Genomic DNA, 25,720 nt, shown 5'->3' on the forward strand with positions numbered 1-25,720 from the left:
GCCAACGATGCTCGATCCGGATCTCGTCGCCGCGCTCTCGGCCGCCCCGTATCTGCCGGTGCCCGAGATGCGCGCGGCGCTGGCGGAGCCGGACCGCATCGCCGACGCGGTGCTCGACGTCCTGGATCGGTCATCCCGGGCGCCGGGCCTGACGGAGGCCGAGGCCGAACTGCTGTTCTGGGGCCTGCACATCCTCGCCGCCGCCCAGGACACCCGGGCCTACCGGCCGCTGATCCGGCTGCTCCACGCGGACGGGGACACGCTCGACACCCTCCTCGGCGACGTGATGACCACGACCCTGACCAAGGTCCTGATCAGCGTCTTCGACGGCGACGTCGAGCCGGTCTTCACCATGCTGCTGGACAGCACCGTCGATTCCATCGTGCGGAACGAGGCCTTCGCCGCCGTGGCCTACCTGAGCGAGGTCGGGCGCATTCCGCGCGACCAGGTCCACGACCTGCTGGTCCGCTTCGACGACAAGCGGGCCGCCGTGGAGGTCGATCCGGCCTGGGCGGGCTGGGAGGAGGCGATCGCCCTCATGGGCTTTCCCGAGCTGGAGCCCCGCGTCGTCGCCGCCCGCAAGGATGGCCGCCTCACCCCGACGAACAGCGATCCGACCTGGTTCCCCGAAGCCCTGCGCGAGACGGTGAGGCACCGCGATCCCGCCCGCTTCAACCCCGAGCGCTTCGGCATCCTCGACGACCCCCTGACGGACCTCGCCTGGGCGGCGGAGGGCTTCGGCCAGCCGGTCGTGAACCCGCTCAAGCATGTCGGCCGCAACGACCCGTGCCCCTGCGGCAGCGGCAAGAAGTTCAAGAAGTGCTGCCTCGACAAGGTCGCGGCCTGACCAGGTCACGGTTCGGCGCGGGGCGAGCCATCCTGGGCGACGGTGCCCGCGCGGCTTTCCGCCCGCCGGCCGGCGACGGCGTGTCGCCGCATCGCGGGTGGAGCGGCGGCACCGACTTGGTTAATCCTGCGCGATGAAAGTCTCGCATGGTCAGGCGGCGTTTTAATCCCGTCCGACCCGAACAAAATACCAGCAAAGCCCGGTGCGATTCAGGCGTTTCAGCCTTGGCCGGCCCCTTGTGCGGGGCAGCGTGACCGAACATATTTGCTCACGAGGCGTCGCTTGGCGCCAAGAGGTCCTGTGCGTGAGCCTCATTCCGAAATCACACGCTGAGAGAGCTTCCAAGGGAAACTCCCATGGCATTCGATAACAGCCCCTTCCGGTACGGCGCCCAGCCGACCGGGTATGCCGGCAGCCAGGTCGAGATCGACCAGGGCCTGCGTACCTTCATGCTCGGCGTCTACAACAACATGGTCATCGGCCTCGGGATCTCCGGTCTCGTGGCGCTCGGCCTCAACATGGCCGCCGTCGCCCAGACGGCGACCGGCCGCGTCGCCCTGACGCCGTTCGGCCAGCTGCTCTACACCAGCCCGCTCAAGTGGGTCGTGATGCTGGCGCCGCTCGCCTTCATCTTCATCTTCTCGATGCGGATGGACCGGATGTCCGCGGCCTCGGCGCGCCTGACCTTCTTCGCCTTCGCGGCGGTGATGGGCGCCTCGATGTCCTCGCTCCTCCTCGTCTTTACGGGCGCGAGCGTGGTGCGGGTGTTCTTCATCACGGCGGCGACCTTCGGCGGTCTCAGCCTCTACGGCTACAGCACCAAGCGCAGCCTGTCGGGCATGGGCTCGTTCCTGGTGATGGGCCTGATCGGCCTGATCATCGCCTCGCTGGTGAACATCTTCCTCGCCTCTTCGGCGCTTCAGTTCGCGATCTCGGTGATCGGCGTGCTGATCTTCGCGGGCCTCACCGCCTACGACACGCAGAAGCTCAAGGAGATGTTCCTCTACAGCGGCGCCGATGCCGAGGGCGCGGCCAAGCTGTCGGTGAACGGCGCCCTGACCCTGTACCTGGACTTCATCAACATGTTCCAGATGCTGCTCTCGCTCCTCGGCGACCGCCGCTGAGCGAACCGGCCAGCTGGACAATCGAAGAAGGCCCCGGCGGGACACCGCCGGGGCCTTTTTGCTGGGCGGTGCGCCGTCGAGGCTCGTTCGCGCGAGGCCGATCGGTCGCAAGCGAAACCCGCCATCGGTTCGGAGCGCCTCGGGCGAGCAATCCAGAGCCGCCGACGTCGCCGGGTTGGGTACGACCTGCGCGTCCGGGTCCCGGGTTCCGCTGCGCGGCCCCGGGATGACGGGGTGCTGTACCCGGGCGTCTCGTCCGCGTCCCCGGCTAGCCGAATCCTGCTGTCCGACGGAGCCGCCGGCACCGTCGCGTCGCGAGTCCCCGTCACACCGCCCGGAGCGGTGGCTCCAGCACGGCCAGCACACGGGCGAGGTCGGTGCCGCGCTTCATCACCAGGCCCGAGGCCGCCACCACCGCGTAGGCGCCTTGGCGCCGGGCCAGCTTCGGGTCCTTCTCCACCCGGTAGAGCGGCATTTCCGAGCTGCGCCGGTAGATCGAGAACACCGCCTTGTCCCGCCGGAAATCGAGGGCGTAGTCCCGCCACTCGCCCTGCGAGACCATCCGCCCATAGAGGTTGAACAGCACGCGCAGCTCCGCGCGGTCGAAGGCGATCTGGGGCGGGACCGGCGCAGTCGGGAAGGGAATGACCCGGGCAGCCGCCTCGGGCCCTCGCGGATCGGCACCGGTTCTCTCGCTCATCGTCACTCCTGTTCCGGACTGATCCTCCATCATGGTGCCGGGCTTTCACCGCCGCAAGGGCGGCGATTCGCGCCCCGGCCGCGAAACACATCACCATGATTTCGCCGCCATCAGGCCCAGCGTCGGCCTTGATGAGGCGCGACACCTGTGGCCGAAACTTCGTCGGTTCCGTCCCGGCGCGGCGTCCGATCACACCGGCTCCCCAGCTCTTCGGCCGGCGCCCGGATCGGCGGCACCGACATCCCAGAGGTTTCGAGACCCAAGGACTTCAGGCCGCCTCTTCGGAGTGCGGCCCTTTTTTTGGCCCCCGGGCCGGCCCGTTTCCAAAAAGACAGCCGCGCGGAGAAACTCCGTCTATGAAGGGGGTCTTCTTCGCCGGGGACGGGTCGTGGTCAGCTTCGATGCCGAGTTTCGCCAGACGCTCGCGACCCTGTTCGCCTGGCGCCGCGACGTGCGCCGGTTCCGGACCGACCCGGTCGACGAGGCGCTGCTGCGCCGCTGCCTCGATCTGGCGAGCTTCAGCCCCTCGGTGGGCAACAGCCAGCCCTGGCGCTTCGTCCGGGTCGCCGAGCCGGCCCGCCGCGCCGCGGTCGTCGCCAGCTTCGAGCGCTGCAACGCCGCCGCCGCCGAGGCCTACGCCGCCGACCAGCGCGAGGCCTATGTCCGCCTGAAGCTCGCCGGCCTGCGCGAAGCCCCGGTCCATCTCGCTGTGTTCTGCGACGAGGCCACCGCCACCGGGCACGGCCTCGGGCGCGCCACCATGCCGGAGATGCTACGCTACTCCGTGGTCACCGCGGTCCAGACCTTCTGGCTCGCCGCCCGCGCCCACGGGCTCGGGGTCGGCTGGGTCTCGATTCTCGAGCCCGGCACGGTCTGCGAGACCCTGGAGGTGCCCTGTGCCTGGAGCCTGGTCGCTTATCTCTGCGTCGGCTTTCCCGTGGAGGAGCACGAGGACCCGGAACTCGTGCGCCACGGCTGGCAGCAGCGCCTCGGCAGCGGCATGGCGCTGATCGAGCGTTGACCTTGTGCAAACCGGTAAGGTCAACGAAGTCGTAAGTCGAAACCGAGGATTCGATCGGGTTCCGGCCGCCCTGCTTTACCGCGCCGGAGGATTGCCGGGTATTACCCCGGCGCCAGCACTTCGCTTTACCGGAACGAGAACCCGCCTCCGCGATTGATGATCGGGCAAACGGTCACGCTTTCGGAGGTTCGGGTCATGGTCGGGTACGGTCAGCGGGTGGTGGCGATGGCGGGCGCCGCCCTGGGTGCGGGTCTCCTGGGTGCCGCGCTTCTCGGCGCCCCGGTCCAGGCGCGGGAGGTCGTGGCCTTCCACGACGGCGTCAGCCCGGGCTCGATCATCGTGCGCACCGCCGAGCGCCGGCTCTACCTCGTCAACGGCGACGGCACCGCGATCCGCTACCCCGTCGCGGTGGGCAAGCCCGGCAAGCAGTGGAGCGGCGCCACCCAGATCGACGGCAAGTACGTGGAGCCGGCCTGGTCGCCCCCGCGCGAGGTCAAGCGCGACAACCCGCGCCTGCCCGCCGTGATCGCCGGGGGCTCGCCCTCGAACCCGATGGGGGTCGCGGCGATGACCCTGGCCGGCGGCGAGTACGCCATCCACGGCACCAACCGGCCGAACTCCATCGGTACCTACGCGTCCTACGGCTGCATCCGGATGTACAATCAGGACATCGCCGACCTCTACGAACGCGTCTCGGTGGGGACGCAGGTCTACGTCACCCGATAGCCTCCCGACCCGCGCGACCTCGACGCGACCGCGCGGGTATTCCAGGGCCGTTCAGCGCGCCGGCGGCGTCGTCGCCTCGACCGCCGTGAAGGCCTCGAGAATGCGGTAGGTGTGCTCGGCGCCCTCCGGCACCAGCCAGGAATCGCCGGGCTCGAGCAGCACCGTCTCGCCCTCGACGATCAGCTCCGCCCGGCCGGCGATCACGTAGCCGACCGTCTCGTAGGGGCTCTTCGCCAAGGGCTTGTCCGCACTGGGGGATTCGTCGCGCCACATCCGCATCGCGATGGTCTGGCCGCGCGCCAGGGCGACCTCGCCATGCGCATCGGCGCCCGCATTCTTGCTCGAAACCTTGATGGCCATCGTCCGTCTCCCTGCCATTGTGTCGGTGGCCGGAACAACGAGAGGGAATCGCCGCCGTTCCGGCGGCGAAACGCCGTCAGAAGTCGACGGCGATGCCCTTGATCTCCCAGTCGTCGTAGCGCACCGGCTCCAGCCCGCCCCGGCCCTGGCGCTCCCGCTGGGCCGCGATCTCCGCCGCCCGCGCATCGATCGCCGCCCGCCGCTCGGCCGCCTCCGCCAGCGCCCGTGCCGCCTCCGGTGTCAGGGCCCGCCGCTCGGTCGGTGCCGCTTCCGCAACGATTTCCGTCGGTTCCGGGCTGGTCATGGCTTGCATCTCGGTCTTGCGGGTGGAAGGGCAATCGGGGATTGGCCCGTCGCGAACGGGCCCCTGGCTTAGGAAGTGGCATTCATGGCGACACGCCGCAACACGGATGCGCCGACGGCGCCGATCGACCGCAGCGTCGCGGGTCTCGCGGCGCGCCAGGTCGCCCACGGCGCGGTGGCCGACCTCATCGGCAAGACCCGCGGCTTCGCCCTCGAGGACGCCCTGGCGCAGGCGAGCCGCAACGCCGGCCTCGACGCCGCCGATGCCGGCCTCGCCCGGGCCATCGCCACCGCCACCTTCCGGCGCCTCGGCTTCCTGCGCCGGGTGCTCGCAGCCCGGATGTCGCAGGGGCTTCCCGAGGACCAGCCCCGCCTCGTGGCGCTCCTGGCCACCGGGGCCGTGCAGATCCTCGACCTCAACGTGCCCGACCATGCGGCCGTCGACCTCGGCGTGCGCCTCGCCAAGGCCGATCCGCAACTCCAGCACCTCTCTGGCCTCGTGAACGCGGTCCTGCGTCGGATCGTGCGCGAGCGCGACGCGATCGTGGCCGATCCCGGCGACCCGTTGGCCGACAACACGCCGGACTGGCTCGCCCGCCGCTGGCGCGCCGCCTATGGCGAGGACACGGCCCGTGCCATCGCGGCGGCCCATCTCCAGGGGGCGGCCCTCGACCTCACCGTGCGCGGTGCGGCCGCCGAATGGGCCGAGCGCCTCGGCGGCGTGGCCCTCCCGACCGGGAGCGTACGCCTGCACGATGTCCATGCCGCCGTCGCCGACCTGCCGGGCTATGCCGAGGGTCAGTGGTGGGTGCAGGACGCCGCCGCGGCCCTGCCCGCCAGACTCCTCGACGTCCGCCCGGGCGAGCGCGTCGCCGACCTCTGTGCCGCCCCGGGCGGAAAGACCGCGCAACTCGCGGCGGCCGGTGCCGCGGTGCTGGCCGTCGACCGGTCGAGCCCGCGCCTGGAACGCCTCTCGCAGAACTTCGCCCGCCTCGGACTGGAGGTGGAGATCCGCGTGGGCGATGCGCTGGCGCTGCCCGACGAATCCGCGTTCGACGCGGTCCTCCTCGATGCGCCGTGCTCGGCCACCGGCACCCTGCGTCGGCATCCCGACGTGGCCTGGACCAAGACGGAGAGCGATATCAGTCGCTTGATCGGTCTGCAGAAGCGCCTGTTCGACAAGGCCGCCGCGCTGGTGCGGCGGGGCGGCCGCCTCGTCTACTGCACCTGCTCCCTGGAGCGAGAGGAGGGCGAGTATCAGGTCGCGACTTTCCTTACCCGCAATCCGGATTTCGAGCGCATGCCCGTCCAGGCCCGTGAAGTCGGCGGCTTAGCGGACCTCATCGACGCCGCCGGCGACCTGCGGACGCTGCCCGCGCACCTCAATGGTCCGACGCCGGATCTGCGCGGCGGACTGGACGGCTTCTTCGCGAGCCGCTTGCGCCGAAAGGACTGACCGATGCGTGGGGGACAGGGCCTGCGCGGAGCAATTCCGGCGACGGTCGTGCTCGGGTCGCTCGCGTGCGGCGCGGTCCCGGTCCATGCGCAGTTCGATCTCCGCATCCTGCCTCTGCACCCGACCTACGTCCGCAATTCCACCTGCGGGCCGGTCGAAACCAGCATTCCCTTCGAGGAGCACGAGGGGACGCGCGATGTCGCCCTGTCGCCGTCGCCGCGCGAGATGCCGCTGAACCAGGGCGAGAGCGCGATCTGCTTCGCCTACGCCACTGCCGACATGATCTCGCATCGGCTCGGACGCCAGATCGCACCGCTCGACGTCGCGACGAAATATTACTTCGCGGACCCGGAGCGCCTGACCGGGATTCCGGCCCTGCGCGAGCACCTGGCGGCGCATCCGACCTGGCGGGCCGACATCGCCTGGAGCCGCAACGCCGCCGAGATGTCCAGTCTCGGAAACCCGAAGCTGCTGCCGTACTTCGACAAGATCGAGGGCGGCGAGGAGGATACGGCGGCCCTGCTCTACAACATCGGTGGCCTCTGCGAGGATCGCGACCTGCCCTCCAACGATGGCTATCGCTACGTCAACCCGACGTTGCGGCGCCTGCGCTACCGGAGCCGTCTCGCGCCTGGCCGGATGAGTTTTCGCAGCCTGGCCGGAACGGTCCCGCACCTGCGCCACCCGCAGACCGATACCTTCAATGCGGGCTGGATCGCCCATGTCGAGGCGCGCTGCCGACGGAAGCCCCTGCCGGTGCCGCTTCTGCCGGTGTCCTACCGGGTCGCCGCCAATCAGGCCGAGTTCGTCGAGATGCGGGACTCGGGCACGCCGCCCGGCCCGCGCGCGATCGGCCGCATCCTGTCGATGATCGACTACGCCCTCGACCATGGCCGTGTCCCGACCATCGGCTACAGCTGGTACCTCCTGGAAGATCGCGATCCGAAGGACCCGGATCTCCACGCGGACCACGCCAGCCCGGTCATCGGTCGCCGAAAGATCGGTGGTCGCTGCGAGTACCGGGTTCAGGACAACACTGGGGAGTACTGCGCCCGCATGCGCCCGGGCATGCGCGAGGCCTGTGAGAACGGGCGGGTCTGGGTCGACGAAGAGTCTCTCCGCCGCACGCTCTACAGCGTCACCTACCTGCGCTGAGCCGTCTTGCCGCTCTCGGCTCTCAGAGCAGGCGTCGGTCGAGGCGCAGGATGCGGCAGGGTTCGCCCGCCCTGGCGGCCGGCGCGTACGGAGCACGGATCAGCAGCGCCTCGGCCGAACCCAGGATGAAGAGCATCGAGGAATCCTGCCGATTTTCGGGATGCACCACCGGGAGTCGGTCCGGCGACGTCGCGATCCGAGACCGGAGGTAATCCTGGCGCAGATCGTTCTCCGCAAGGTCACAGCCGAGGATGGCCGGTTCGGACAGGTCGGCGGACGCGTGCGGATCGCCGAGGAGCGCGCGGATCGCCGGAACCACGAACAGCAGGCCGCAGACCACCGAGGCCACGGGATTTCCGGGAAGGCCGAGGACGGCCATCCGACCGAGGCGCCCGTGCATCAGGGGCTTCCCGGGCCGGAGGGCGACGCGCCAGAAGCCGAGCTCCAGGCCACGCGTCCGCAGTGCGGATTGCACGAAGTCATGGTCGCCGACGGAGGCGCCCCCGAGTGTGATCAGCAGATCGGCCTCGGCCGACACCGCGCGCAGGATCGCCTCGTCGAGGGCAGCGAGCGTATCTCCGGCGATTCCGAGATCGATCGCCTCGGCGCCGGCTTCCTGCACCAGGGCTCCCATCGCGAGCCCGTTCGAGGCGACGATCTGGTCCCACCGCGCCGGTTCGCCCGGCGTGACCAACTCGTCCCCGGTGGCGAGGATCGCCACGCGCGGACGCCGCCGGACCGGGAGGATGCCGTGGCCTCCGGCCGCCGCCAACGCGATCCGACGCGAATCCAGGCGATCGCCGGCGGCAAGCAAACGATCGTCGGTTCGAAAGTCGAGGCCGCTCGGGCGGATGAACCGCCCAGCGGGCACGGGCTCGCGTCCGATGACGGCCTCCGGCGTCGCTTCTGCGTTCTCCTGGATCAGGATCGCATCGGCCCCCTCCGGCACGGGCGCGCCGGTGAAGATCCGCACCGCTGCGCCGCGTTCCACCGTACCGGCGAAGCCGTGGCCGGCCGAGCTGGTGCCGATGATCCGCAGGCTGGCAGGGGCCTCGGCGAGGTCGACACTGCGGACGGCGTAACCGTCCATGGCCGATGCGGCGAAGGGCGGCTGCGTACGGGTCGCGAACAGGTCGGCCGCGAGCGTGCGTCCGGCGGCCTGCGCGATGGGAACGGTCTCGGACTCGACCGGACCCGGGATGGAGGCGAGCACCCGCGCCAGCGCCTCGGCGACCGGGATCATGCTCCCGGCTCCCTTTCCTCTCGGAGGCGTGCCGCTCAAGCGTGATCCTCGGCGTGATAGGCGCCGGAACGCCCGCCATCCTTGGCGAGCAGCCGGATGCCCTCGATGCGCATGCCGCGATCGGCTGCCTTCACCATGTCGTAGATCGTCAGGCAGGCGACCGAGACGGCGGTCAGCGCTTCCATCTCGACGCCGGTCGGCCCGAGCACCCTCACCTCCGCCGTCACCCGTAGGCCCGGCAGGCTGTCATCGGGCTCGCAGTCGACGCGGACCTTCGAGAGCAGCAGAGGGTGGCAGAGGGGGATGAGTTCATGCGTGCGCTTGCACGCCATGATCCCGGCCAGTCGCGCGGTGCCGATGACATCGCCCTTCTTGGCGTCGCCCTCACGGATCAAGCGCAGGGTCTCGGGCAGCATCACCACCGAACCGGTGGCTCGTGCCGTGCGAGCGGTGGCCTCCTTCTCCGAGACATCGACCATGTTGGCCGCGCCGGAGGCGTCGAGATGGGTGAGCTCGGCCATCGGCGTCCTCAGGCCTTCGCGTCGCCGAAGAGCAGGCGTCGGGTGGCCGCTGTGACGTCGGCCTCGCGCATCAGGCTCTCGCCGACCAGGATGGTATCCAGACCGTTTTCCGCGAGGCGGACCACGTCGGCATGCCCGGCGATGCCGCTCTCGGCCACCGCGATCCGGTCGGCCGGCACACCCTCGGCGAGGCGGATCGCGGTTTCGAACGAGACCTCGAAGGTTTTGAGGTTGCGGTTGTTGATGCCCACCAGTCGCGTACCGAGGGGGAGCGCGCGCGCCAGTTCCTCGGAATCATGCACTTCGACGAGAACGTCCATGCCGAGATCGTGCGCGGTCTCCACGAGGGCGGCGGCTTCCTCGTCGTCGAGGCAGGCCATGATCACGAGGATGCAGTCGGCTCCCCAGGCGCGCGCCTCGAAGACCTGATAGGGCTCGAACAGGAAGTCCTTGCGCAGGACCGGCAGCGAGCAGGCAGCGCGTGCGTCGGTGAGATACTCGGGCTTGCCTTGGAATGAGGGCGTATCGGTCAGCACCGACAGGCATGTCGCGCCGCCGGCCTCATAGGCGGCGGCGAGGACGGCCGGGTCGAAGTCGGCGCGGATCAAGCCTTTCGAGGGGGAGGCCTTCTTCACCTCGGCGATGAGGGCCGGTCGCTTCTGGGCGATATGCCTGGCGATGGCGTCTGCGAAGCCGCGGGGGAGCGAGACGTTGGCGATGCGCTTCTCGAGCTTGGTCTGCGGGACTCGCAGCTTCGCCTCGGCGATCTCGCGCCGCTTGTAGGTCTCGATGCGGGCCAGCACGTCCTTGCGCTCGGCGGGAGCGATCTCGGAAACCGGGCCGGGCCGGAGCTCGGAACCGGGTTTGGACATGGCCTCGGACTTGGACTCGGACTTGGGCTCGGACATGACGGACTTTCAGGCGTTCGAGCGAAGGTTCGAGAGACGGACCAGGGTCTTGAGTGTGGCGCGCGCAGCGCCGCTGTCGAGGGCCTCGCCGGCCCGCGCAACGCCTTCGGAAAGGGAGTGTGCAGCCTCGGCCACCACGAGCGCGGCGCCGGCATTCAGCACGGCGATGTCGCGATAGGCGTTGCGGGCACCGTCCAGCACCTGCGCCAGGGCGACGGCGTTGTGCGTCGGGTCGCCGCCCCGCAGGTCGTCCAGGCTATGGAGCGGGAGGCCGACCTCGCGTGGATCAATGGTGAAGTGGGAGACCCGGCCTCCCTCAAGCGCCACCACGGCGGTGGGACCGGTCACGGTGATCTCGTCGAGGCCGTCGCTGCCATGTACGGTCCAGACCCGATCGCTGCCGAGTTCGGCCAGCACGCCCGTCAGCGGCTCGGCCCAGGCCGGGGAGGAGACCCCGAAGAGCTGGCGTCGCACGCTGGCCGGATTGGCCAGCGGGCCGAGCATGTTGAAGATCGTCCGTGTCGGCAGTTCCGCGCGCACCGGGGCCACGTGGCGCATGGCGGCATGGTGCGTCTGCGCGAACATGAAGCACAATCCCACCTCGGCCAGACACAGGCTCAACTCGTCGGGGGCGAGCCCGATGCGTACGCCGAGTGCCGCGAGGACGTCCGCGGCGCCCGAGCGCGAGGTGGCGGCCCGATTGCCGTGCTTGGCCACCGGCACGCCGCAGGCGGCGGTGATGATCGCGGCCAGGGTCGAGACGTTGTAGCTGCCCGAGTGATCGCCGCCGGTGCCGACCACGTCGACGGCGCCCGGGACGCTGCGCACCGGCAGCATCCGCGCACGCATGGCCTCCACGGCACCGACGATCTCGTCCGGTGCCTCGCCGCGGACCTTCAGGGCGACGAGAAAGGCGCTGGCCTGGACGGGCGTCACCTCTCCCGAGAGGAGATCGTCGAAGGCCCGGCGGGCCTCGTCGCGCGTGAGGCTCGCACCCATGGCGACCTTCGCGAGGAGGGGCTTGAAGGATTCCATGGAGCTCGGACGCGGCATTCCGGTGCTGAGGCCGGGATTATTCCTGAGGGACGACGTGTCCCGTCAATGCACGCCGTCGCGTCCCTTGTCACGCGCCGCGTTCCACGCCGCCGCAATGTCGAGGAAATTCCGAAGGATCTGCGAGCCGTGATGCGAGAGGATGCTCTCGGGGTGGAACTGCACGCCGTGCACGGGCCGTTGGGTATGCTGAAGCCCCATGATCAGGCCGTCGGCTTCCGCCGTGACGGTGAGATCGGTCGGACAGCCGCCACGCTCGACGACGAGGGAATGATAGCGGGTGGCATCGAAGGGCCCGTTGAGGCCGCGGAAGATACCGGAGGCGCGGTGCTGGATGCTCGAAACCTTACCATGCATCGGCGTCGGGGCCCGCACGACATCGCCGCCGAAGGCCTGACCGATGGCCTGCAGGCCAAGACAGACCCCGAAGATCGGGATCTCGGCCGACAGATCCCTGACGACGTCGAGGCAGATGCCAGCCTCGTTGGGAGAACAGGGGCCGGGCGAGAGCACCACGGCGTCCGGCCGGCGCGCCCGGATCTCCTCGGTGGTGATCGCATCGTTGCGCACCACGTCGATCGAGCCGCACAGGGGGCCGATCAGGTGGACGAGATTCCAGGTGAAGGAATCGTAGTTGTCGATGACGAGGACGTCGGACATGGGCGGCTCACGCGCAGGCATGCGAGCGGTTTGACCGGACTCCTTCGAGGGGTCAACACATGCCCGTGCCGAGCGCTACTGCCCCCGGCGCGCGCGGCTGGCGAACAGCACGGCGTCCTCGGCGGCCCGGAACAGCGCCTTGGCCTTGTTGACGCATTCCTGCTGTTCGGACGTCGGGTCTGAATCGTAGACGATACCGGCTCCGGCCTGGACGTGCATGCGACCGTCCTTCACCAGGGCCGTGCGGAGCACGATGCAGGTATCCATCTCGCCGCGTGCGCCGAAATAACCGATGCAGCCGCCATAGGGGCCGCGCTTCTCGCGCTCCAGCTCGTCGATGATCTCCATGGCGCGCACCTTCGGCGCTCCCGAGACGGTGCCGGCCGGAAACCCGGCAGCCAGTGCCGCCAGTGCGTCATGCTTCGGGTCGAGGTCGCCCTCGACGTTCGAGACGATGTGCATGACCTGGCTGTAGTATTCGAGGAAGAACGAGCCCGTCACCGTGACGCTGCCGATGCGTGCTACCCGCCCGACGTCGTTGCGCCCGAGATCGAGCAGCATGAGGTGCTCGGAACGCTCCTTCGGATCGGCGAGCAGCTCTTCCGCCAAGGCCTTGTCCTCGGCCGGCGTCGCGCCGCGCCGGCGCGTGCCGGCGATCGGCCGGATGGTGACGCGGCCGTCCCGCACCCGCACCAAGATCTCCGGCGAGGAGCAGACGAGCTGGAAATCCTCGAAATCGAGGTAGCACAGGAACGGGGCGGGATTTGTCCGGCGCAGAGAGCGATAGAGGGCCAGCGCCGGCAGGGTGAAGGGCGCCTCGAAACGCTGCGACAGCACGACCTGGAATACGTCGCCGGCGACGATGTATTCCTTGGCCCGGGCCACCATCGCCAGGTATGCCTCGGGTGTCGTATTCGAGACCGGTTCGGGATGCGCGATGGCTCGCGGGTCAATGCGTGCCTCGACGGGGAGGGGGCCTTCGAGAACTTCGGCGACCCGTTCCAGTCGGGCGAGCGTCGTCTCATAGGCAGTGCGAGCGCCGGTGCCCGGCGCCGGGCGCACCGGGCCGACCACCGTGATCAGATCTCGGACCGAGTCGAAGACGACCATGATGCGTGGACGCACCAGGATCGCGTCCGGCACGCCGACCGGATCGGGATTCGGCGCGCCGAGATTCTCCATGGCGCGGACCATGTCGTAGCCAAGATAGCCGAATAGGCCGGCTGCCATGGGCGGCAACACATCGGTGTCACCCTCCGCACCGATGGCGCTCTCGGCGATCAGGTTGCGCAGGCTTGCGAGGGGGGCGTCATCCTCCGTGACGAACTCGGAGAGATCGGGCCCTCGGGCGATCTCAGCCCGTCCGTTCCGACAGCGCCACGCCAGGTCGGGGTCCAGGCCGATCATCGAATAGCGCCCACGCACCACCCCACCCTCGACAGATTCGAGCAGGAAGGCCGTCCCGGCGTGCTGCGCGCGCAGCTTCAGGAAAGCGGCGACCGGGGTCTCGAGGTCCGCCACCAGGGTGATGCTCAGGAGTGCGGGACGGCCAGCACCATATGCGTCCGCGAAGGCCGTGAAGGCGGAATCCTGGGAGTCAGACACCTGGGTCATCGCCAAATCAGTACTCGCCACCGCCGATAGCCCGACGGAAGGCCGCCTGGTTTATGGTCACGCCCACCGAGGTCTGCACGTCGCCGATGTACTCGCCGAGGACGTCGTCGGCGATCGTCGGCTGAAAGCGCTTGGTGATCGCATCGTCCTCCGATGAGCCTGGCACGAAGGCCGGCATCGTCGCGGCGGTGACCTTGAAGAGAGCGCGGCTCTCACCGGCCTCGGCCGAGGCCGACTTGTCGACGGCCGTGGCGAAGACACGATTGACCACCTCGGCCGTCAGGTCGCCCTGCGCCTGGTTGCGGGCCAGGTCTGTCAGGGTCTGGACATTCAGTCCGGCATCCACCGCCACGGCTTCGACGGTCTCGCCCTTGTCGAGGCGCGCCGACAATTCCTTCGCTTTCGCCACGAGGCGGCTCTGGACCTCAGCGGCGCGCCAGCGGCTGACGACCTCTTCGCGGACCTCATCAAGGGGCTTGTCGTGCGCTCGGTCGACGCCGGTCACGTCATACCAGACGTATCCGCCGGTCTTGGTGCGCAGGGGCTCGTTGTCGCCGCCCATCTCGGCCCGGAACAAGGCTGTCAGGGTGGTATCCCGGTCCGGGATGCCTTCGACGGTCTTACCCGCAGGATCGAGGCCCTGTGCGGTGACGGCCGGAATGGTCTTCAGCGGAAGGTCCCGCTCCTTCGCGATGTCGGCCAGAGGCTTCGAATTTGCGCGCTGGTCCTCGATCGCGTCATGCGTCGCGTCGATGCCGCTGTTGGCCCGCTCCAGAGCGATTGTCCTGGCGATATCAGCCGAGACGTCGGCCAGCGGCTTCACCGTCTCAGGTTGTACAGCGGTGACGCGCAGGAGAACGGTGCCGAAGCGACCCTTCACCGGTGCGCTCACCGTGTTCAGCGGCAGGCCGAAGGCGGTGTCGGCCACGGCGGGATCGAACAGCTCGGCCTTCGACAGGGTGCCGAGGGAAAGGTTCTTCGGATCGGCGCCGGTCTCGGCGGCCACCGCTTCGAACGGCTTCTCGCCCGCCTCGACCGCCTTGCGGGCCGCCTCGGCCGCAGCCTGGTCCGGGAAGACGATCTGCTGGATCGTGCGGCGTTCCGGCGTGCCGTAGCGGCTCTTCTCGGTGTCGTAGCGCTTGGCGATGTCCTCGGCGGTCACGCTCTCCGGCTTGGCCATCGCTTGCGGATCGAGGACCAGAAGGGTGACGGCACGAGCTTCCGGAGCGCGGAAGGCCGACTTATTCTCTTCGTAATACGCCTTCACCGCCTCCTCCGACGGCGCCGGGATGTCGCCGGCCACGGATGGCGGCAGCATCAACAGGGCCACCGAACGGCGCTCCGTGGTGTAGCGGTGCACCGCCTCGCGCAGGGCCTCGGGGACGTGCAGATCGGCCGCGACTGCCTCGGCGAGTTGCAGGCGGGCGGCGACGGCGCGCTGCTCGCGCACGAAGGTCGCCTCGTTGATGCCGGCGCGCTGGAGCGTCTGGTTGAACAGCGCGGGATCGAACTTGCCGTCGGCGCCCTGGAAGCTCTTCTCCTCCTGGATCGCGCGCAGAACGGCCGCGTCGGGGATGCTCAGTCCGAGGGCGACGGTCTGCTGGTCGAGGGAAGCCTCGCTGACGAGCTGCGCCAGCACCTGCCGGTCGATGCCGAGGGCCCGAGCCTGGTCCGGAGTCAGCGTGCGGCGGGTCTGGCTCTGATAGCGCTGAAGCTGGTTCTGATAGGCGCTGCGCACGGTCTCGGCCGAGATCTGCGCCCGACCGACGGTGGCCACGCTGGTGGACGAGCCCGCGCGGAAGAATTCCTCGACGCCGAAGATCGCCACGCCGGCGATCAGGAAGGTGAAGACCACCGTGAGGATGATCTTGCCGAGCCAGTGCTGGCTGGCCTTGCGCATGTTCTGCAGCATCGAACGTCCGGGTACCCGTCGCGTAGGCGCCCGGGGGCGCCTGTCATTCCTGGGAAAGTCGCCCGCGATAGACCATCCGGGCTGTCACCGCAAAGGGCGTTCGCAGTTTGCGCGGCCCCCGAGGCTCTGTTAGGGCCGGCTCAACCGCGAAGCGAAGCCATATCAGCGAGGAACGGGATGACGAAGTCGGGGCGACGGCCGCTGGTTGCGGGCAACTGGAAGATGAACGGGCTGCGCAGCTCGGTCTCCGTGGTTGAGGCCGTCCGCAATGGCCTGACCGCCGACCTGCTCGAGACGGTCGACGTCCTGATCTGCCCACCCTCAACCCTGATCGCCTCGTGCGTCGCTGCGGCCTACGGCTCGCCCATCGCCATCGGTGGCCAGAATCTGCACGCCAAGCCGAACGGCGCCTTCACCGGTAGCATCTCGGCGGAAATGTTGGCGGATCTCGGCGCTTCCTACGTCATCGTCGGTCATTCAGAGCGCCGCGCCTATCATCACGAGACCGATGACGGCGTCCATGCCAAGGCGCTCGCTGCCCGACGCGCAGGTCTCTGCGGCATCATCTGCGTCGGCGAGACGAAGGAGGAGCGCGAGGAGGGACGGACCCTCGATATCGTGCGCGCGCAACTCGCGATCGGCGTGCCGAAGGGGGCCACCGCCAAGGACACCGTGATCGCTTACGAGCCGGTCTGGGCGATCGGTACCGGCCTGACACCGACTCCGGCCGACATCGCCGAGGTTCACGCTTCGCTGCGTGAAATGCTGGGGCAGCTCATCGGTGCCGAGGCGCAGGCGGTGCGCATCCTCTACGGCGGCTCGGTCAAGCCCAGCAACGCGCGCGAACTGATGGCCGTGGAGAACGTCGACGGTGCCCTCGTGGGCGGCGCCAGCCTCGTCGCCGACGACTTCCTCGGAATCGCCCGGGCCTACCTGCGCTGATCTGCGGTTGGTAAACCGGACGCCCGCCCCTTCGACGATTCGCGGGTGGAGCTTCATGCGGATGACGCGACGGGTGAGATGATCTGGCGGTCGGACGAGGATCGCGCCTGGGCCGTCGAGGAGGCTTGCCGCAACGCCCGGCCCTCGCCGCGGGAGATCGCTCTCGGGGGCTGGGTCCTGCGCGCGTCGGGTGGCCCGACGCGGCGGACGAATTCGCTCAATCCCCTGCGCGGCTGGCGCGACGATTCTGCTGCCGTCGTCGCTGAGGCCGAAGCCGTCTATCGAAGCCTCGGCCAGCCCTTGATCGTCCGCGTGCCCGATCTCGTCCCCGACATGGATCTCGCCCTCGACCGTCTCGGATTCCGGCGCGAGGGTGAAACCTGCACGCTCTTTGCGGAGCTTTCGCCGGGCACGGCCCAAGATATCGGCGATGTCTGCCTCACCGAGACACCGGATACGACGTGGTTGGCGGCCCACGGCGATTGTGAGGGCGTGACGTCGGAGGTGGCCCGGAAGTGCTACCGTACCTCGGTCGGGTGCCTGATCCTGCCGAGAATATTCGCTCGGCGCGTCGAAGGGGCCCGGACGGTCGCCGTCGCCTATGGGGCCGTGCACCGGGGGATCCTCGTCTTCGAGTCCGTGGCGACCCATCCGGCTCACCGTCGTGCGGGACATGCGCGCAGCCTGATCCTGGCCCTGATGGCGTGGGCGCGCCGGGGAGGCGCGACCAGTGCGTGTCTTCAGGTGGTCGCCGAGAATCTGCCGGCCCGCACTCTCTATGCGGGGCTGGGGTTCACCCGGAGCCTGTACGGCTATCGCTACCGCCGCCGGGACTGACTTCTGCGACGCCCGGTGCGCTTCACAGCTTGAACGCCTGCCGTGCCAACAGACGCCAGCCTCCACCGTCCCGATGCCAGACCTGAAGCACCCCGATATGCACGGGCACGGTCTTGCCGTTCGCGATCGTTTCGCCGTCGAAGGCGTGCCGGACCACCGCGTTCTCCCCGACGACGGAGGCGGTGCGATTCGCCAGCGTGATGCCGGGGAAGCTGGAGCGCCGGCGGGTGAGTGCCTCGACGAAGGTGGCCTTGTCCTGCACGGCGCCGCTCGAGTGGCCGTAGCTCAGTCCGTCGAGAACGAGCGCGTTCAGCGCAGTCCGATCGGCGGCGAGCATGGCCTGCGTCAGGGCATCCACAGCAGCTTCGACCTCTCTCTGGGCGTCGGCGGCTCGGATCGGCAGGGCGGCCAGACACGCCGCGGACGCGACGATGCCCAGCAGGAATCCTCGAAAGTACGAACGAGCCTTGGCCAACGCGTTCATCCTCCATGGTCTGGCTTCGAAGCCCCGTCATCTTCGAGCGAGGCGGACCCTACTCCGATCGAAAAACGCGGTAGGCCCGGCTCGGCTCGGTCCGGAAAGCGCTCGGCTCCGGCTTGAGGGCCTTCAGGGATCGCGTCGGCACACGGGTCCGGTTGGCGCGCGGGGCCATCTGGTGTATGGCCCCGCGGATATGTCGGCGGCGCCAGGACTCTCCGGCCCGTGGTGCACCCGTGCTCGATCCGCTTCCCCGGCGATCGGCGTGCGGGAGATGAAGCTTCCGGAAACCCGATGCAGACCGTTCTGATCTCGATCCATCTCATCGTCGTCCTCGGCCTGATCGCCGTGGTCCTGCTCCAGCGTTCCGAGGGCGGTCTCGGACTCGGCGGCGGCGGCAGCGGCGGCGTTGCGGGGTTCATGACCGGTCGCGGTCAGGCCAACGCCTTGACGCGCGCGACGGCAATTCTCGCGGCGCTGTTCTTCACCACCAGCATGGCGCTGGCGATCCTATCTCACCGGAGTGCCGCGCCGCGGTCGATCCTGGAAGGGACCGGAACGAGCCAGCCGGCGACGCAGCCCAACGCCGGCAACCTGCTCGACACCCTGCGGGGCCAGGGCGGTGCCCAGCCCACGGCTCCTGTTCAGCCCGGCACCCCTGCCCAGGTTCCCGAGACGGCCCCGGCTCAACCGGCCGTGCCGCAGGCGCCGCAGTCCCGCTGATCGAGCGTCGGGGCGCGCTTCGATCCATCGTTGGGTCGTAACGGAAACGCGACGGGCTCGCTGAGCCCCTTTTGTTCAGCCGAGAACACAGTTCGTTGAGAGATGCGGCGTCCAAGTGATTGGACGCCGATCATCGTTGGAATGCCGATCGGACGACGTCCTCGACGCGCATGCGCTCGCATCGCGGGGGATAGGCGTTTTTGTTGTTTGGCGAATCGTTCTCCCTTGTTTATGGACCGAGGCCCATGACGCGGTACGTATTCATCACCGGCGGCGTGGTCTCCTCGCTCGGTAAGGGTCTCGCATCGGCAGCGCTCGCTGCTCTGCTGCAGGCGCGAGGCTACAAGGTCCGCCTGCGGAAGCTCGATCCCTACCTGAACGTCGATCCGGGCACGATGAGCCCGACGCAGCACGGCGAGGTCTTCGTCACGGACGACGGTGCCGAGACGGACCTCGACCTCGGGCATTACGAGCGCTTCACCGGATTGCCGGCGACGCGGGCCGATAACATCACCACCGGGCGGATCTACCTCGACATCATCACCAAGGAGCGGCGCGGAGACTATCTCGGCGCGACGATCCAGGTGATCCCGCACGTCACCAACGCGATCAAGACCTTCGTCCTCGAAGGCAACGAGGCTTTCGACTTCGTGCTGGTGGAGATCGGCGGTACCGTCGGCGACATCGAGGGCCTGCCCTTCTTCGAGGCGATCCGACAGCTCGGTCAGGAATTGCCGCGTGGGGCCACGGCCTTCGTGCACCTGACCCTGCTGCCCTACATTCCCTCGGCCGGCGAGCTGAAGACCAAGCCGACGCAGCACTCGGTCAAGGAGCTGCGCTCCATCGGCATCCAGCCCGACATGCTGCTCTGCCGCTGCGATCGCCCGATCCCCGCCGATGAGCGGCGCAAGCTCGGCCTGTTCTGCAACGTGCGCGAGACCGCCGTGATCGAGGCGCGCGACGTCGCCTCGATCTACGACGTGCCGCTCTCCTACCGCGAGGCCGGGCTGGACCGGGAGGTGCTGGCGCATTTCAGCCTGCCGTCGCAGGACGAGCCCGATCTGTCGCGCTGGCGTACGATTTCGGAGCGGGTGAGGAACCCCGAGGGGGAAGTCTCCATCGCGATCGTGGGCAAGTACACAGGCCTTAAGGACGCCTACAAGTCGCTCACCGAGGCGTTGACCCACGGCGGCATCGCTCACCGGGTCAAGGTCAACCTCGAATGGATCGAGGCCGAGGTGTTCGAGCGCGAAGACCCCGCGCCGTTCCTCGAAGGCATTCACGGGATCCTGGTGCCGGGCGGCTTCGGTCAGCGCGGTGCCGAGGGCAAGATCCGCGCGGCCCGCTACGCCCGCGAGCGCAAGATCCCGTATTTCGGCATCTGCTTCGGCATGCAGATGGCGGTGATCGAGGCCGCCCGCTCGCTCGCCGGCGTCGTGGATGCCAACTCGACGGAGTTCGGCGAGACCACCGAGCCGGTGGTCGGCCTCCTGACCGAATGGCTGAAGGGCAACGAGCTGGAGCGTCGCGCCGCGGCCGGCGATCTCGGTGGAACCATGCGCCTCGGGGCCTACCAGGCGAGCCTGCGCCCGGATTCGAAGATCGCCGAGATCTACGGCAGCACCGATATCTCCGAGCGCCATCGCCACCGCTACGAGGTCAACATGGCCTATCGCGAATGCCTGGAGGCCAAGGGGTTGCGCTTCTCGGGCCTCTCGCCGGACGGGCTCCTGCCTGAGACCGTCGAGCATGTCGGGCACCCGTGGTTCATCGGTGTGCAGTTCCATCCGGAGCTGAAATCCCGGCCCTTCGAGCCGCACCCGCTGTTCGAGAGCTTCATCGGCGCCGCGATGGTCCAGAGCCGTCTGGTCTGATCGCGGAGGGGGCGCCGCATGAGTTCGATCGCGGGGCTCGGTCCGTTCCTGACCTATCTGACGGTCTCTCTCGGGCTGATCGCCGTCTATCTCGCCGTCTATCTTCAAGCGACGGGACATCGCGAACTGGCGCTGATCCGTCAGAACAATCTCGCAGCGGCGATCGCCCTCGGGGGCAGTCTGGTCGGCTACACGCTGCCGCTCGCTGTCTCGATTCACAATGCCCAGTCGATCCTCGACTGCATCGTCTGGGGGCTGGTGGCGCTGATCGTGCAGGTGGCGGTCTATCTCGCCACACGACTGCTCCTCCCCGATGTGTCCCGCCGCATCGAGGACGGGGAGACGGCGAGCGCCACGCTGCTCGCGGCAACATCCCTGGCGGGCGGCATCGTCGACGCTGCGGCGATGACCTACTGAGCCGATTTCGGGCATCGCTTGCCGCAACGCCTTCCCGGCGGTCAAGCTCATCACCACATCCTCATCCAGCCGTCCGAACGGAGCGGTAAGGAGCTGGCCGCGAGACGCGGTCTGAACGGGAATGTCTTCGAAGGACGAAACGGACAGCACCGGAGAGAGCCGGGGTCTCAAGCGCTCCGAGACCGTGACGCTGATCCTCCTGGCGGGTGCGGGCGCGGCAGCGGTGGCCCTGGCGAGGATCGATCCGACGCAGCGGATGGAGGACATCCGGATCTATCCGAACGCCGAGGCCTGCAGCGCGGGCCGGGTCCGGACAGCGGAGGAGTGCCGAACGGATTACGCAAAAGCCCTCGAGACCTACGCAACGGCGGCACCGGCGTATCGGACCCTGGATCTATGCGAAGCGCAGCACGGCGTCGGACAATGCCGCCGGCAGGATGCGGCGACACAACCGCTCGGCGACATGTTCGTCCCCCAGATGGCGGCCTACGCGGTCGGTCTGACGGCGGCACAGAAACTCGAACCCCAGCCGCTCTTCCGCAACGCCGATCCGCAGCGAAGCCTCGGGCTGGTATCCACGTCGAGCTACCGGACAAGTTGGGGATGTCCGATCTATCCGGCTGCCGATGGGGCGAGCAGCGCCGCTCGGGTGCCCGCTGCGTCTGTCCGGCGCGCCGTCTTCGGAGGCTTCGGCGGCACGGGCAGGGAGGTCTGCGGCGAATCCGAAGCCGCGCTACACGGGGGTGGCTGATGCGCCGCGTCTCCATCGGCGAGCGTCCGGACTGGCGGGACGTCGCGGCGCGGAACGGCTTTCACTTCCACACCCTGAACGATTCGCCTTATTGGGACGAGAGCTACGCCTATGCCTTCTCCCTCGCGGAGATCGAACAGGACATCGAGGCGGCGAGCGCGGACCTGCACGCCCTGAGTCTGGACTTCGTCGATACGGCGGTCGAGGACGCGCGCATCCTCGCGTCACTCCAGATTCCGGAATACGCCTGGGACGTGGTGCGCGACAGCTGGCGCCGGGGAGATCCATCCCTCTATGGGCGCCTGGATCTGTCCTATGACGGTACCGGACCGGCCAAGCTCCTCGAATACAACGCCGACACGCCCACGGCCCTCTACGAGACCGGCGCCTTTCAGTGGCTGTGGTTCGAAGACCTCCTCGCCCGCGGTCGCCTTCCGACCGGCACTGATCAGTTCAACTCGGTGCACGAGCGGCTGATCGCGCGTTTTCGCGACCTTCCCGGAGACGGAACCCTGGCCTTCGCCGCATTCGCGGATGCCGCCGAGGACCGCGGGACCGTAGCCTATCTGGAGGATTGTGCCCGGCAGGCGGGCTTGGCATGCAGATTCCTCGACCTCGCAGATATCGGGCTCGACGAGCGCTGCCGCTTCGTCGATCGGCGCTGTCTCCCCATCAGCCGGTTGTTCAAGCTGTATCCGTGGGAATGGGCCTTCCAAGACACCTTCGCGGCGGCATTGGGCAGGACCGAGACACGCTTTCTGGAGCCCCCGTGGAAAGCGGTGCTGTCGAACAAGGGTCTGCTCCCCCACCTCTACGCCCGCGAACCGAAGCACCCGAACCTGTTGCCGGCCTATTTCGAGTCCGATCCTGCCCGAGCCTGTCTGGGCGACAGCTTCGTCCGCAAGCCGCTCCTGTCGCGGGAAGGCGGCAACATCCTGATGTTCGAGAACGGAGCGCTGGTTGCGCAGCCCGAAGGTCCCTACGGGGCGGAGGGCCATATCCTCCAGGCATTGGCGCCGCTCCCGAGCTTCGATGGGAGGCGGCCGCTCGTCGGATCCTGGATCATCGGTGACGAACCCGCTGGGCTATGCGTCCGGGAGGGCGCGGGTCCGGTGACGACGAATACCGCCCTGTTCGTCCCGCACTACATCGAGCCGGCATGAGCCGTGAGCGGAACGTCGCCAATCCTGCTCGATTGACAGGGACCAGCCATCGTCCTTCCCACACGGAGCCTCCGAATGCCGCCGATCTTCACCGCCGACTTTGAAACGCGCCGCGATGCCGAGATGAGCGTGGAGCACCTCGTTCAGGAGCACGGCATCGATCGGAAAGCGATCACGGTGGTCTCGGCGGGCGATCGCAACAGTGCCGGTACGGAGCAGGCCGGCGCCGATCTCGAGGACGGCCGCAACAAGGCCGACACCGAGGGCGAGCCGGCGTTGACCGGCGCGATTCAGGTTCGGGTCGAAGCCGATTCCGGCCAGCGTGACGTCATCGACGAATCGTTCTCGACCTTCGGTGGCAAGACCATCGAACGCTGACGCGACCTGATACGGAGACGCCGGCCGATACGAGGATGCCGGCGGCTCAGGCCGCGAGTTTCGTTACGGCCGGGGCCGCCGCCGGTCCAGGCCCGCCGAACAGATGTCGATGCAGGCTGTGCGGGCAATGGGCCCGTCCAGAGGCGTCCGTGATCAGCACCTCCGTCATTCCCGCCACCATCAACGACCAGCCTTGATCCACCGCGCTCAGGATCGAGCTGTGGTGAAAGCTGAAGCGACGGTCGGAGACGCGCGCGCTGACGGTGAAGCTCACGGGATGAGATCCTTGCCTGATCGCCCGAGGCCCGTCTTTGAGCCGCCGGCGGATTGATGAGAGGGTCGTTCGTCCAGGCCGTCGTTTTGCAGCGCGGTTGAAGCCTTACTGCGATGCAATAATGGCTTGGGGTTGACGAAGTTTGAGCAAGTTCGCCTGGCGGGCGAATTGTCTCAGCGTTTTTCGCCGACCTCCCCGGTGATCGCACGGGCCGCGCGCAGGACAGCCTCGGGATGCTGATGATGCAGCATGTGACCGGTCCGCGGGAGCGCTTCGAAGACGGCTCCCGGAATGCATTGGGCGACCCGGTATCCATGGAGCGGTGTGCTGACGACGATATCTGCATCGCCGCCAAGGATTCGGACCGGAACCTTGCAGGCGTGGTAGGCGAGAACGCTCCGGGTCAGGCCGGCCATCAGCCCCGCTGCATCCTCGCCCTCGGCGACCAGTTGTTCCGCATTCCCCGCCAGTCCGAACGGATAGGCCTGGGCATAGCCGGGGGGCATCGCACCCGGCAGGAACATCATGTTCCAGAGCAGCGGCAGCAATGCGGGGTCGACGGAACGTCCGAGGAGATCCGAGACGATGCGGCCCCCGGGCGCCGCCCGAGGGCCGAACATGAGGTGTTCCAGCCGCGGCTCGGGAAAGCAGATCGGCGCCAATGCGACGACGCCCGCGATCTCATCGGGAAATTGAAGGCCGTAGGCGAGAGCCACCGCGCCCCCGAACGAATGGCCCACGATGACCGGCCGCTTCAGGCCCAATGCCTGCACGCCGTCGCGGATCAGGGCGGCCTGCCGCCAGGAATGGGCGTCGGCGTAGCCCTGGCGCCGGCTGAATCCATGTCCTGGGCGGTCGACCGCGATGACCCGGAAATGCTCGGCGAGATACGGCACCGGCCCGAGCCACATATCCTCCAGGGACATCAGCGTCCCGTGGATGATCACGAGGGGCGGTCCCTGCCCGGCTTCGGCGTAGGCCAGCGTCCGGCCGTCATCCAGATCGATGGTGGATCGCGGAACGAGGCGCGATGCGACGGACGGCGAGAGGCGCCCGACGGGGCTGGCAACAGGTCTGGTCTCCATCAGAGCGGACGCCCGCGGCGGCGGTTCTGCCGGGCGACGAAGGCGGTCGCTGCGAGGCCGAGGCCGAGCCGGATGGCCGTGGAGGCCGGATGGAGGGACGCGCGCGTGTAGGTGCTTGTCCGGCGGACGTAGCCGGGCTGATCGCCGTGCGTCTCCCTGTCCTGCCTCGGTTCATGCAGCGCGCCGGATGGATTGCGCGGTGTCTCGCGGCGCTTCTGGAAGGCGATGATGGCCGGTGCCAGAAGATCGTAGGCGCTTGGCGCAAACTCCTTGAGACTGGTCAGGGCCTTGCCGCTGCCGCCGACGACGATGTCAGGCTCAGGGTGGACAGCGGCATGCAGGATGGCGTTGGCGACTTCTTCCGGTCGATAGACCGGCGGCGGCAGCATCGGCTCGTGGTCCATGTAGTTGCGTGCGCGATGCGGCAGCGGCGTGTCGATGGAGGTGGGTTTGATCAGCGTCACCGAGATCGGCGCGCCCTCGTGGACCAGTTCCATGCGAAAGGCGTCGGTGAATCCTTTGATCGCGTGCTTGCTGGCGCAGTACATGCCCTGGAACGGGAAGGCGAGGTCGCTGGCGACGCTGCCGATATTGATGCTGCTGCCGCCCCGTTCGCGCAGATGGTCGGCGGCGATCAGTGAGCCATAGACGGTGCCCCAGAGATTGGTCTGCAGAAGACGCTTGTGGTCGGCATCGCTGACCTTGCTCAGCGGCCCGTAGATGGTGAGGCCCGCGACGTTGACCCAGGTATCGAAGCCCCCGAAGGCTGAGATGGCGCGCTCCGCGATCGTCTGGACGTCCGCGCGCTTGCCAACATCGGCCGTCACCGCCACGGCGCGCCCGCCTTCGGCCTCGATCTCCTGCGCGGTGCGCGCGAGGGCATCGCCGCTGCGTGCCGCGAGGACGACCCGGGCTCCGGCCTTGGCAGCCATGCGGGCGGTGGCGAGACCGATTCCGCTCGACGCCCCCGTGATCACCATGACCTGATCCCGCAGCCTCCTCCGGTGTCGCATGGCGCCCGTTCCCCCGTTCATTCGCACGGATCGTCATCCGCGGCCTCGGACGCCTACTCACGGGCGTGCCGCCGGTTCTGTCTGGGTGAGGGGCTGCGCGGTTTTCACGCGTGCGTTTCCCCGGTGGATGAGACAAGGGGTGCAGTCGTACCGCTAGCAATGGTAAGCGGTATGACTACGTT

Annotated in this window: 28 protein-coding genes; 14 read left to right on the plus strand and 14 right to left on the minus strand. The window is 68.5% G+C overall.

Annotated elements, in window-relative coordinates; genetic code table 11:
• The first annotated feature begins 7 nt into the window (after positions 1 to 7).
• Positions 8 to 847, plus strand: a complete 840-nt coding sequence (locus ACXJY8_RS00200; RefSeq protein ID WP_463774663.1) for a DUF1186 domain-containing protein — start codon at positions 8 to 10, stop codon at positions 845 to 847.
• Between the two features lie 356 nt (positions 848 to 1,203).
• Positions 1,204 to 1,971, plus strand: a complete 768-nt coding sequence (locus tag ACXJY8_RS00205) for a Bax inhibitor-1/YccA family protein (RefSeq protein WP_463774667.1) — start codon at positions 1,204 to 1,206, stop codon at positions 1,969 to 1,971.
• A 325-nt stretch (positions 1,972 to 2,296) separates the two neighbouring features.
• Here the strand turns inward: ACXJY8_RS00205 and ACXJY8_RS00210 are convergent, their stop codons facing one another.
• On the minus strand, positions 2,297 to 2,671 hold the full coding sequence (locus tag ACXJY8_RS00210; protein ID WP_463774670.1) for a DUF2794 domain-containing protein: 375 nt from the start codon (positions 2,669 to 2,671) through the stop codon (positions 2,297 to 2,299).
• A 388-nt stretch (positions 2,672 to 3,059) separates the two neighbouring features.
• On the opposite strand from ACXJY8_RS00210, the gene bluB reads away from it, so the two are divergent.
• Together bluB and ACXJY8_RS00220 are read left to right on the plus strand one after the other, a co-directional pair.
• On the plus strand, positions 3,060 to 3,692 hold the full coding sequence (gene bluB / locus ACXJY8_RS00215) for a 5,6-dimethylbenzimidazole synthase (RefSeq protein ID WP_463774673.1): 633 nt from the start codon (positions 3,060 to 3,062) through the stop codon (positions 3,690 to 3,692).
• Positions 3,693 to 3,887: 195 nt separating this feature from the next.
• Positions 3,888 to 4,418, plus strand: coding sequence for a L,D-transpeptidase (locus tag ACXJY8_RS00220; protein ID WP_463774676.1), 531 nt, complete (start codon positions 3,888 to 3,890; stop codon positions 4,416 to 4,418).
• 51 nt (positions 4,419 to 4,469) lie between these two features.
• On the opposite strand, the gene ACXJY8_RS00225 is transcribed toward ACXJY8_RS00220, so the two are convergent.
• Both ACXJY8_RS00225 and ACXJY8_RS00230 read right to left on the minus strand, forming a co-directional pair.
• Positions 4,470 to 4,778 (minus strand): cupin domain-containing protein, encoded by a 309-nt coding sequence (locus ACXJY8_RS00225; protein ID WP_463774679.1) that lies wholly within the window; start codon positions 4,776 to 4,778, stop codon positions 4,470 to 4,472.
• 76 nt (positions 4,779 to 4,854) lie between these two features.
• Positions 4,855 to 5,082 (minus strand): DUF1674 domain-containing protein, encoded by a 228-nt coding sequence (locus ACXJY8_RS00230; RefSeq protein ID WP_463774681.1) that lies wholly within the window; start codon positions 5,080 to 5,082, stop codon positions 4,855 to 4,857.
• Between the two features lie 84 nt (positions 5,083 to 5,166).
• Here ACXJY8_RS00230 and ACXJY8_RS00235 point away from each other — a divergent pair, with 84 nt between their 5' ends.
• Both ACXJY8_RS00235 and ACXJY8_RS00240 read left to right on the plus strand, forming a co-directional pair.
• Entirely contained in the window at positions 5,167 to 6,537 is a 1,371-nt protein-coding gene (locus ACXJY8_RS00235; RefSeq protein WP_463774683.1) for an RsmB/NOP family class I SAM-dependent RNA methyltransferase, read from the plus strand.
• Positions 6,538 to 6,540: 3 nt separating this feature from the next.
• On the plus strand, positions 6,541 to 7,692 hold the full coding sequence (locus tag ACXJY8_RS00240; RefSeq protein ID WP_463774687.1) for a hypothetical protein: 1,152 nt from the start codon (positions 6,541 to 6,543) through the stop codon (positions 7,690 to 7,692).
• A 22-nt stretch (positions 7,693 to 7,714) separates the two neighbouring features.
• Here the strand turns inward: ACXJY8_RS00240 and ACXJY8_RS00245 are convergent, their stop codons facing one another.
• The 7 genes from ACXJY8_RS00245 to ACXJY8_RS00275 form a co-directional block, all read right to left on the minus strand.
• Positions 7,715 to 8,935, minus strand: a complete 1,221-nt coding sequence (locus tag ACXJY8_RS00245) for a molybdopterin molybdotransferase MoeA (RefSeq protein WP_463774691.1) — start codon at positions 8,933 to 8,935, stop codon at positions 7,715 to 7,717.
• A gap of 35 nt (positions 8,936 to 8,970) precedes the next feature.
• The gene (moaC, locus tag ACXJY8_RS00250; protein ID WP_463774695.1) at positions 8,971 to 9,456 is read right to left on the minus strand and encodes a cyclic pyranopterin monophosphate synthase MoaC; all 486 of its coding nucleotides are present in this window, start codon (positions 9,454 to 9,456) and stop codon (positions 8,971 to 8,973) included.
• An 8-nt stretch (positions 9,457 to 9,464) separates the two neighbouring features.
• The gene (gene trpC, locus ACXJY8_RS00255; RefSeq protein ID WP_463780241.1) at positions 9,465 to 10,328 is read right to left on the minus strand and encodes an indole-3-glycerol phosphate synthase TrpC; all 864 of its coding nucleotides are present in this window, start codon (positions 10,326 to 10,328) and stop codon (positions 9,465 to 9,467) included.
• A 45-nt stretch (positions 10,329 to 10,373) separates the two neighbouring features.
• On the minus strand, positions 10,374 to 11,399 hold the full coding sequence (gene trpD, locus ACXJY8_RS00260; RefSeq protein WP_463774699.1) for an anthranilate phosphoribosyltransferase: 1,026 nt from the start codon (positions 11,397 to 11,399) through the stop codon (positions 10,374 to 10,376).
• Between the two features lie 63 nt (positions 11,400 to 11,462).
• Positions 11,463 to 12,077: an anthranilate synthase component II gene (locus ACXJY8_RS00265; protein ID WP_463774704.1), complete on the minus strand. Its 615-nt coding sequence runs from the start codon at positions 12,075 to 12,077 to the stop codon at positions 11,463 to 11,465.
• A gap of 75 nt (positions 12,078 to 12,152) precedes the next feature.
• Positions 12,153 to 13,691 carry an anthranilate synthase component I gene (gene trpE / locus ACXJY8_RS00270; protein ID WP_463774708.1) on the minus strand — a complete coding sequence of 513 codons (1,539 nt, stop codon included), beginning with the start codon at positions 13,689 to 13,691 and terminating at the stop codon, positions 12,153 to 12,155.
• A 7-nt stretch (positions 13,692 to 13,698) separates the two neighbouring features.
• Positions 13,699 to 15,603 carry a peptidylprolyl isomerase gene (locus tag ACXJY8_RS00275; protein ID WP_463774712.1) on the minus strand — a complete coding sequence of 635 codons (1,905 nt, stop codon included), beginning with the start codon at positions 15,601 to 15,603 and terminating at the stop codon, positions 13,699 to 13,701.
• Between the two features lie 177 nt (positions 15,604 to 15,780).
• On the opposite strand from ACXJY8_RS00275, the gene tpiA reads away from it, so the two are divergent.
• Together tpiA and ACXJY8_RS00285 are read left to right on the plus strand one after the other, a co-directional pair.
• Positions 15,781 to 16,545 carry a triose-phosphate isomerase gene (gene tpiA / locus ACXJY8_RS00280; RefSeq protein WP_463774715.1) on the plus strand — a complete coding sequence of 255 codons (765 nt, stop codon included), beginning with the start codon at positions 15,781 to 15,783 and terminating at the stop codon, positions 16,543 to 16,545.
• A 45-nt stretch (positions 16,546 to 16,590) separates the two neighbouring features.
• The gene (locus tag ACXJY8_RS00285) at positions 16,591 to 17,382 is read left to right on the plus strand and encodes a GNAT family N-acetyltransferase (RefSeq protein ID WP_463774717.1); all 792 of its coding nucleotides are present in this window, start codon (positions 16,591 to 16,593) and stop codon (positions 17,380 to 17,382) included.
• Between the two features lie 22 nt (positions 17,383 to 17,404).
• On the opposite strand, the gene ACXJY8_RS00290 is transcribed toward ACXJY8_RS00285, so the two are convergent.
• Entirely contained in the window at positions 17,405 to 17,866 is a 462-nt protein-coding gene (locus ACXJY8_RS00290) for a nuclear transport factor 2 family protein (RefSeq protein WP_463774719.1), read from the minus strand.
• A 288-nt stretch (positions 17,867 to 18,154) separates the two neighbouring features.
• Between ACXJY8_RS00290 and secG the strand changes: the two genes are divergently transcribed.
• From secG to ACXJY8_RS00320, 6 genes are all read left to right on the plus strand, one after another.
• Positions 18,155 to 18,583, plus strand: coding sequence for a preprotein translocase subunit SecG (gene secG / locus ACXJY8_RS00295; protein WP_463774722.1), 429 nt, complete (start codon positions 18,155 to 18,157; stop codon positions 18,581 to 18,583).
• 245 nt (positions 18,584 to 18,828) lie between these two features.
• Complete coding sequence (gene pyrG / locus ACXJY8_RS00300) at positions 18,829 to 20,457, plus strand: CTP synthase (protein ID WP_463774724.1); 1,629 nt, start codon at positions 18,829 to 18,831, stop codon at positions 20,455 to 20,457.
• Positions 20,458 to 20,475: 18 nt separating this feature from the next.
• Positions 20,476 to 20,874 carry a DUF350 domain-containing protein gene (locus tag ACXJY8_RS00305; RefSeq protein ID WP_463774728.1) on the plus strand — a complete coding sequence of 133 codons (399 nt, stop codon included), beginning with the start codon at positions 20,476 to 20,478 and terminating at the stop codon, positions 20,872 to 20,874.
• Between the two features lie 121 nt (positions 20,875 to 20,995).
• Positions 20,996 to 21,625, plus strand: coding sequence for a DUF1190 domain-containing protein (locus tag ACXJY8_RS00310; protein ID WP_463774732.1), 630 nt, complete (start codon positions 20,996 to 20,998; stop codon positions 21,623 to 21,625).
• Positions 21,625 to 22,788, plus strand: a complete 1,164-nt coding sequence (locus tag ACXJY8_RS00315; protein ID WP_463774736.1) for a glutathionylspermidine synthase family protein — start codon at positions 21,625 to 21,627, stop codon at positions 22,786 to 22,788. The genes ACXJY8_RS00310 and ACXJY8_RS00315 overlap by 1 nt, the downstream gene beginning before the upstream one ends.
• Before the next feature lie 75 nt (positions 22,789 to 22,863).
• Positions 22,864 to 23,166 (plus strand): hypothetical protein, encoded by a 303-nt coding sequence (locus ACXJY8_RS00320; protein WP_463774740.1) that lies wholly within the window; start codon positions 22,864 to 22,866, stop codon positions 23,164 to 23,166.
• 46 nt (positions 23,167 to 23,212) lie between these two features.
• Here the strand turns inward: ACXJY8_RS00320 and ACXJY8_RS00325 are convergent, their stop codons facing one another.
• The 3 genes from ACXJY8_RS00325 to ACXJY8_RS00335 form a co-directional block, all read right to left on the minus strand.
• Positions 23,213 to 23,440 (minus strand): hypothetical protein, encoded by a 228-nt coding sequence (locus ACXJY8_RS00325; protein WP_463774743.1) that lies wholly within the window; start codon positions 23,438 to 23,440, stop codon positions 23,213 to 23,215.
• A 173-nt stretch (positions 23,441 to 23,613) separates the two neighbouring features.
• Positions 23,614 to 24,525 (minus strand): alpha/beta fold hydrolase, encoded by a 912-nt coding sequence (locus tag ACXJY8_RS00330; protein WP_463774746.1) that lies wholly within the window; start codon positions 24,523 to 24,525, stop codon positions 23,614 to 23,616.
• Complete coding sequence (locus ACXJY8_RS00335; RefSeq protein WP_463780242.1) at positions 24,525 to 25,538, minus strand: SDR family oxidoreductase; 1,014 nt, start codon at positions 25,536 to 25,538, stop codon at positions 24,525 to 24,527. Before ACXJY8_RS00335 ends, ACXJY8_RS00330 begins: the two co-directional genes overlap by 1 nt.
• Positions 25,539 to 25,720: the final 182 nt, after the last annotated feature.

The sequence above is a fragment of the Methylobacterium sp. TK31 genome, assembly GCF_055361545.1.

Bases quoted from the DNA above. Each gene is read 5' to 3' on its own strand.
- ACXJY8_RS00265 (WP_463774704.1), bottom strand. From the start codon at position 12,077: ATGTCCGACGTCCTCGTCATCGACAACTACGATTCCTTCACCTGGAAT.
- ACXJY8_RS00275 (WP_463774712.1), bottom strand. From the start codon at position 15,603: ATGCTGCAGAACATGCGCAAGGCCAGCCAGCACTGGCTCGGCAAGATC.
- ACXJY8_RS00220 (WP_463774676.1), top strand. From the start codon at position 3,888: ATGGTCGGGTACGGTCAGCGGGTGGTGGCGATGGCGGGCGCCGCCCTG.
- ACXJY8_RS00310 (WP_463774732.1), top strand. From the start codon at position 20,996: ATGTCTTCGAAGGACGAAACGGACAGCACCGGAGAGAGCCGGGGTCTC.
- ACXJY8_RS00330 (WP_463774746.1), bottom strand. From the start codon at position 24,525: ATGGAGACCAGACCTGTTGCCAGCCCCGTCGGGCGCCTCTCGCCGTCC.
- ACXJY8_RS00200 (WP_463774663.1), top strand. From the start codon at position 8: ATGCTCGATCCGGATCTCGTCGCCGCGCTCTCGGCCGCCCCGTATCTG.
- ACXJY8_RS00305 (WP_463774728.1), top strand. From the start codon at position 20,476: ATGAGTTCGATCGCGGGGCTCGGTCCGTTCCTGACCTATCTGACGGTC.
- ACXJY8_RS00240 (WP_463774687.1), top strand. From the start codon at position 6,541: ATGCGTGGGGGACAGGGCCTGCGCGGAGCAATTCCGGCGACGGTCGTG.
- ACXJY8_RS00235 (WP_463774683.1), top strand. From the start codon at position 5,167: ATGGCGACACGCCGCAACACGGATGCGCCGACGGCGCCGATCGACCGC.
- secG (WP_463774722.1), top strand. From the start codon at position 18,155: ATGCAGACCGTTCTGATCTCGATCCATCTCATCGTCGTCCTCGGCCTG.
- ACXJY8_RS00335 (WP_463780242.1), bottom strand. From the start codon at position 25,538: ATGCGACACCGGAGGAGGCTGCGGGATCAGGTCATGGTGATCACGGGG.
- tpiA (WP_463774715.1), top strand. From the start codon at position 15,781: ATGACGAAGTCGGGGCGACGGCCGCTGGTTGCGGGCAACTGGAAGATG.
- ACXJY8_RS00290 (WP_463774719.1), bottom strand. From the start codon at position 17,866: ATGAACGCGTTGGCCAAGGCTCGTTCGTACTTTCGAGGATTCCTGCTG.
- ACXJY8_RS00225 (WP_463774679.1), bottom strand. From the start codon at position 4,778: ATGGCCATCAAGGTTTCGAGCAAGAATGCGGGCGCCGATGCGCATGGC.
- ACXJY8_RS00320 (WP_463774740.1), top strand. From the start codon at position 22,864: ATGCCGCCGATCTTCACCGCCGACTTTGAAACGCGCCGCGATGCCGAG.
- trpE (WP_463774708.1), bottom strand. From the start codon at position 13,691: ATGACCCAGGTGTCTGACTCCCAGGATTCCGCCTTCACGGCCTTCGCG.
- ACXJY8_RS00230 (WP_463774681.1), bottom strand. From the start codon at position 5,082: ATGACCAGCCCGGAACCGACGGAAATCGTTGCGGAAGCGGCACCGACC.
- ACXJY8_RS00205 (WP_463774667.1), top strand. From the start codon at position 1,204: ATGGCATTCGATAACAGCCCCTTCCGGTACGGCGCCCAGCCGACCGGG.
- trpD (WP_463774699.1), bottom strand. From the start codon at position 11,399: ATGGAATCCTTCAAGCCCCTCCTCGCGAAGGTCGCCATGGGTGCGAGC.
- moaC (WP_463774695.1), bottom strand. From the start codon at position 9,456: ATGGCCGAGCTCACCCATCTCGACGCCTCCGGCGCGGCCAACATGGTC.
- ACXJY8_RS00315 (WP_463774736.1), top strand. From the start codon at position 21,625: ATGCGCCGCGTCTCCATCGGCGAGCGTCCGGACTGGCGGGACGTCGCG.
- ACXJY8_RS00245 (WP_463774691.1), bottom strand. From the start codon at position 8,935: ATGATCCCGGTCGCCGAGGCGCTGGCGCGGGTGCTCGCCTCCATCCCG.
- trpC (WP_463780241.1), bottom strand. From the start codon at position 10,328: ATGTCCAAACCCGGTTCCGAGCTCCGGCCCGGCCCGGTTTCCGAGATC.
- ACXJY8_RS00210 (WP_463774670.1), bottom strand. From the start codon at position 2,671: ATGAGCGAGAGAACCGGTGCCGATCCGCGAGGGCCCGAGGCGGCTGCC.
- pyrG (WP_463774724.1), top strand. From the start codon at position 18,829: ATGACGCGGTACGTATTCATCACCGGCGGCGTGGTCTCCTCGCTCGGT.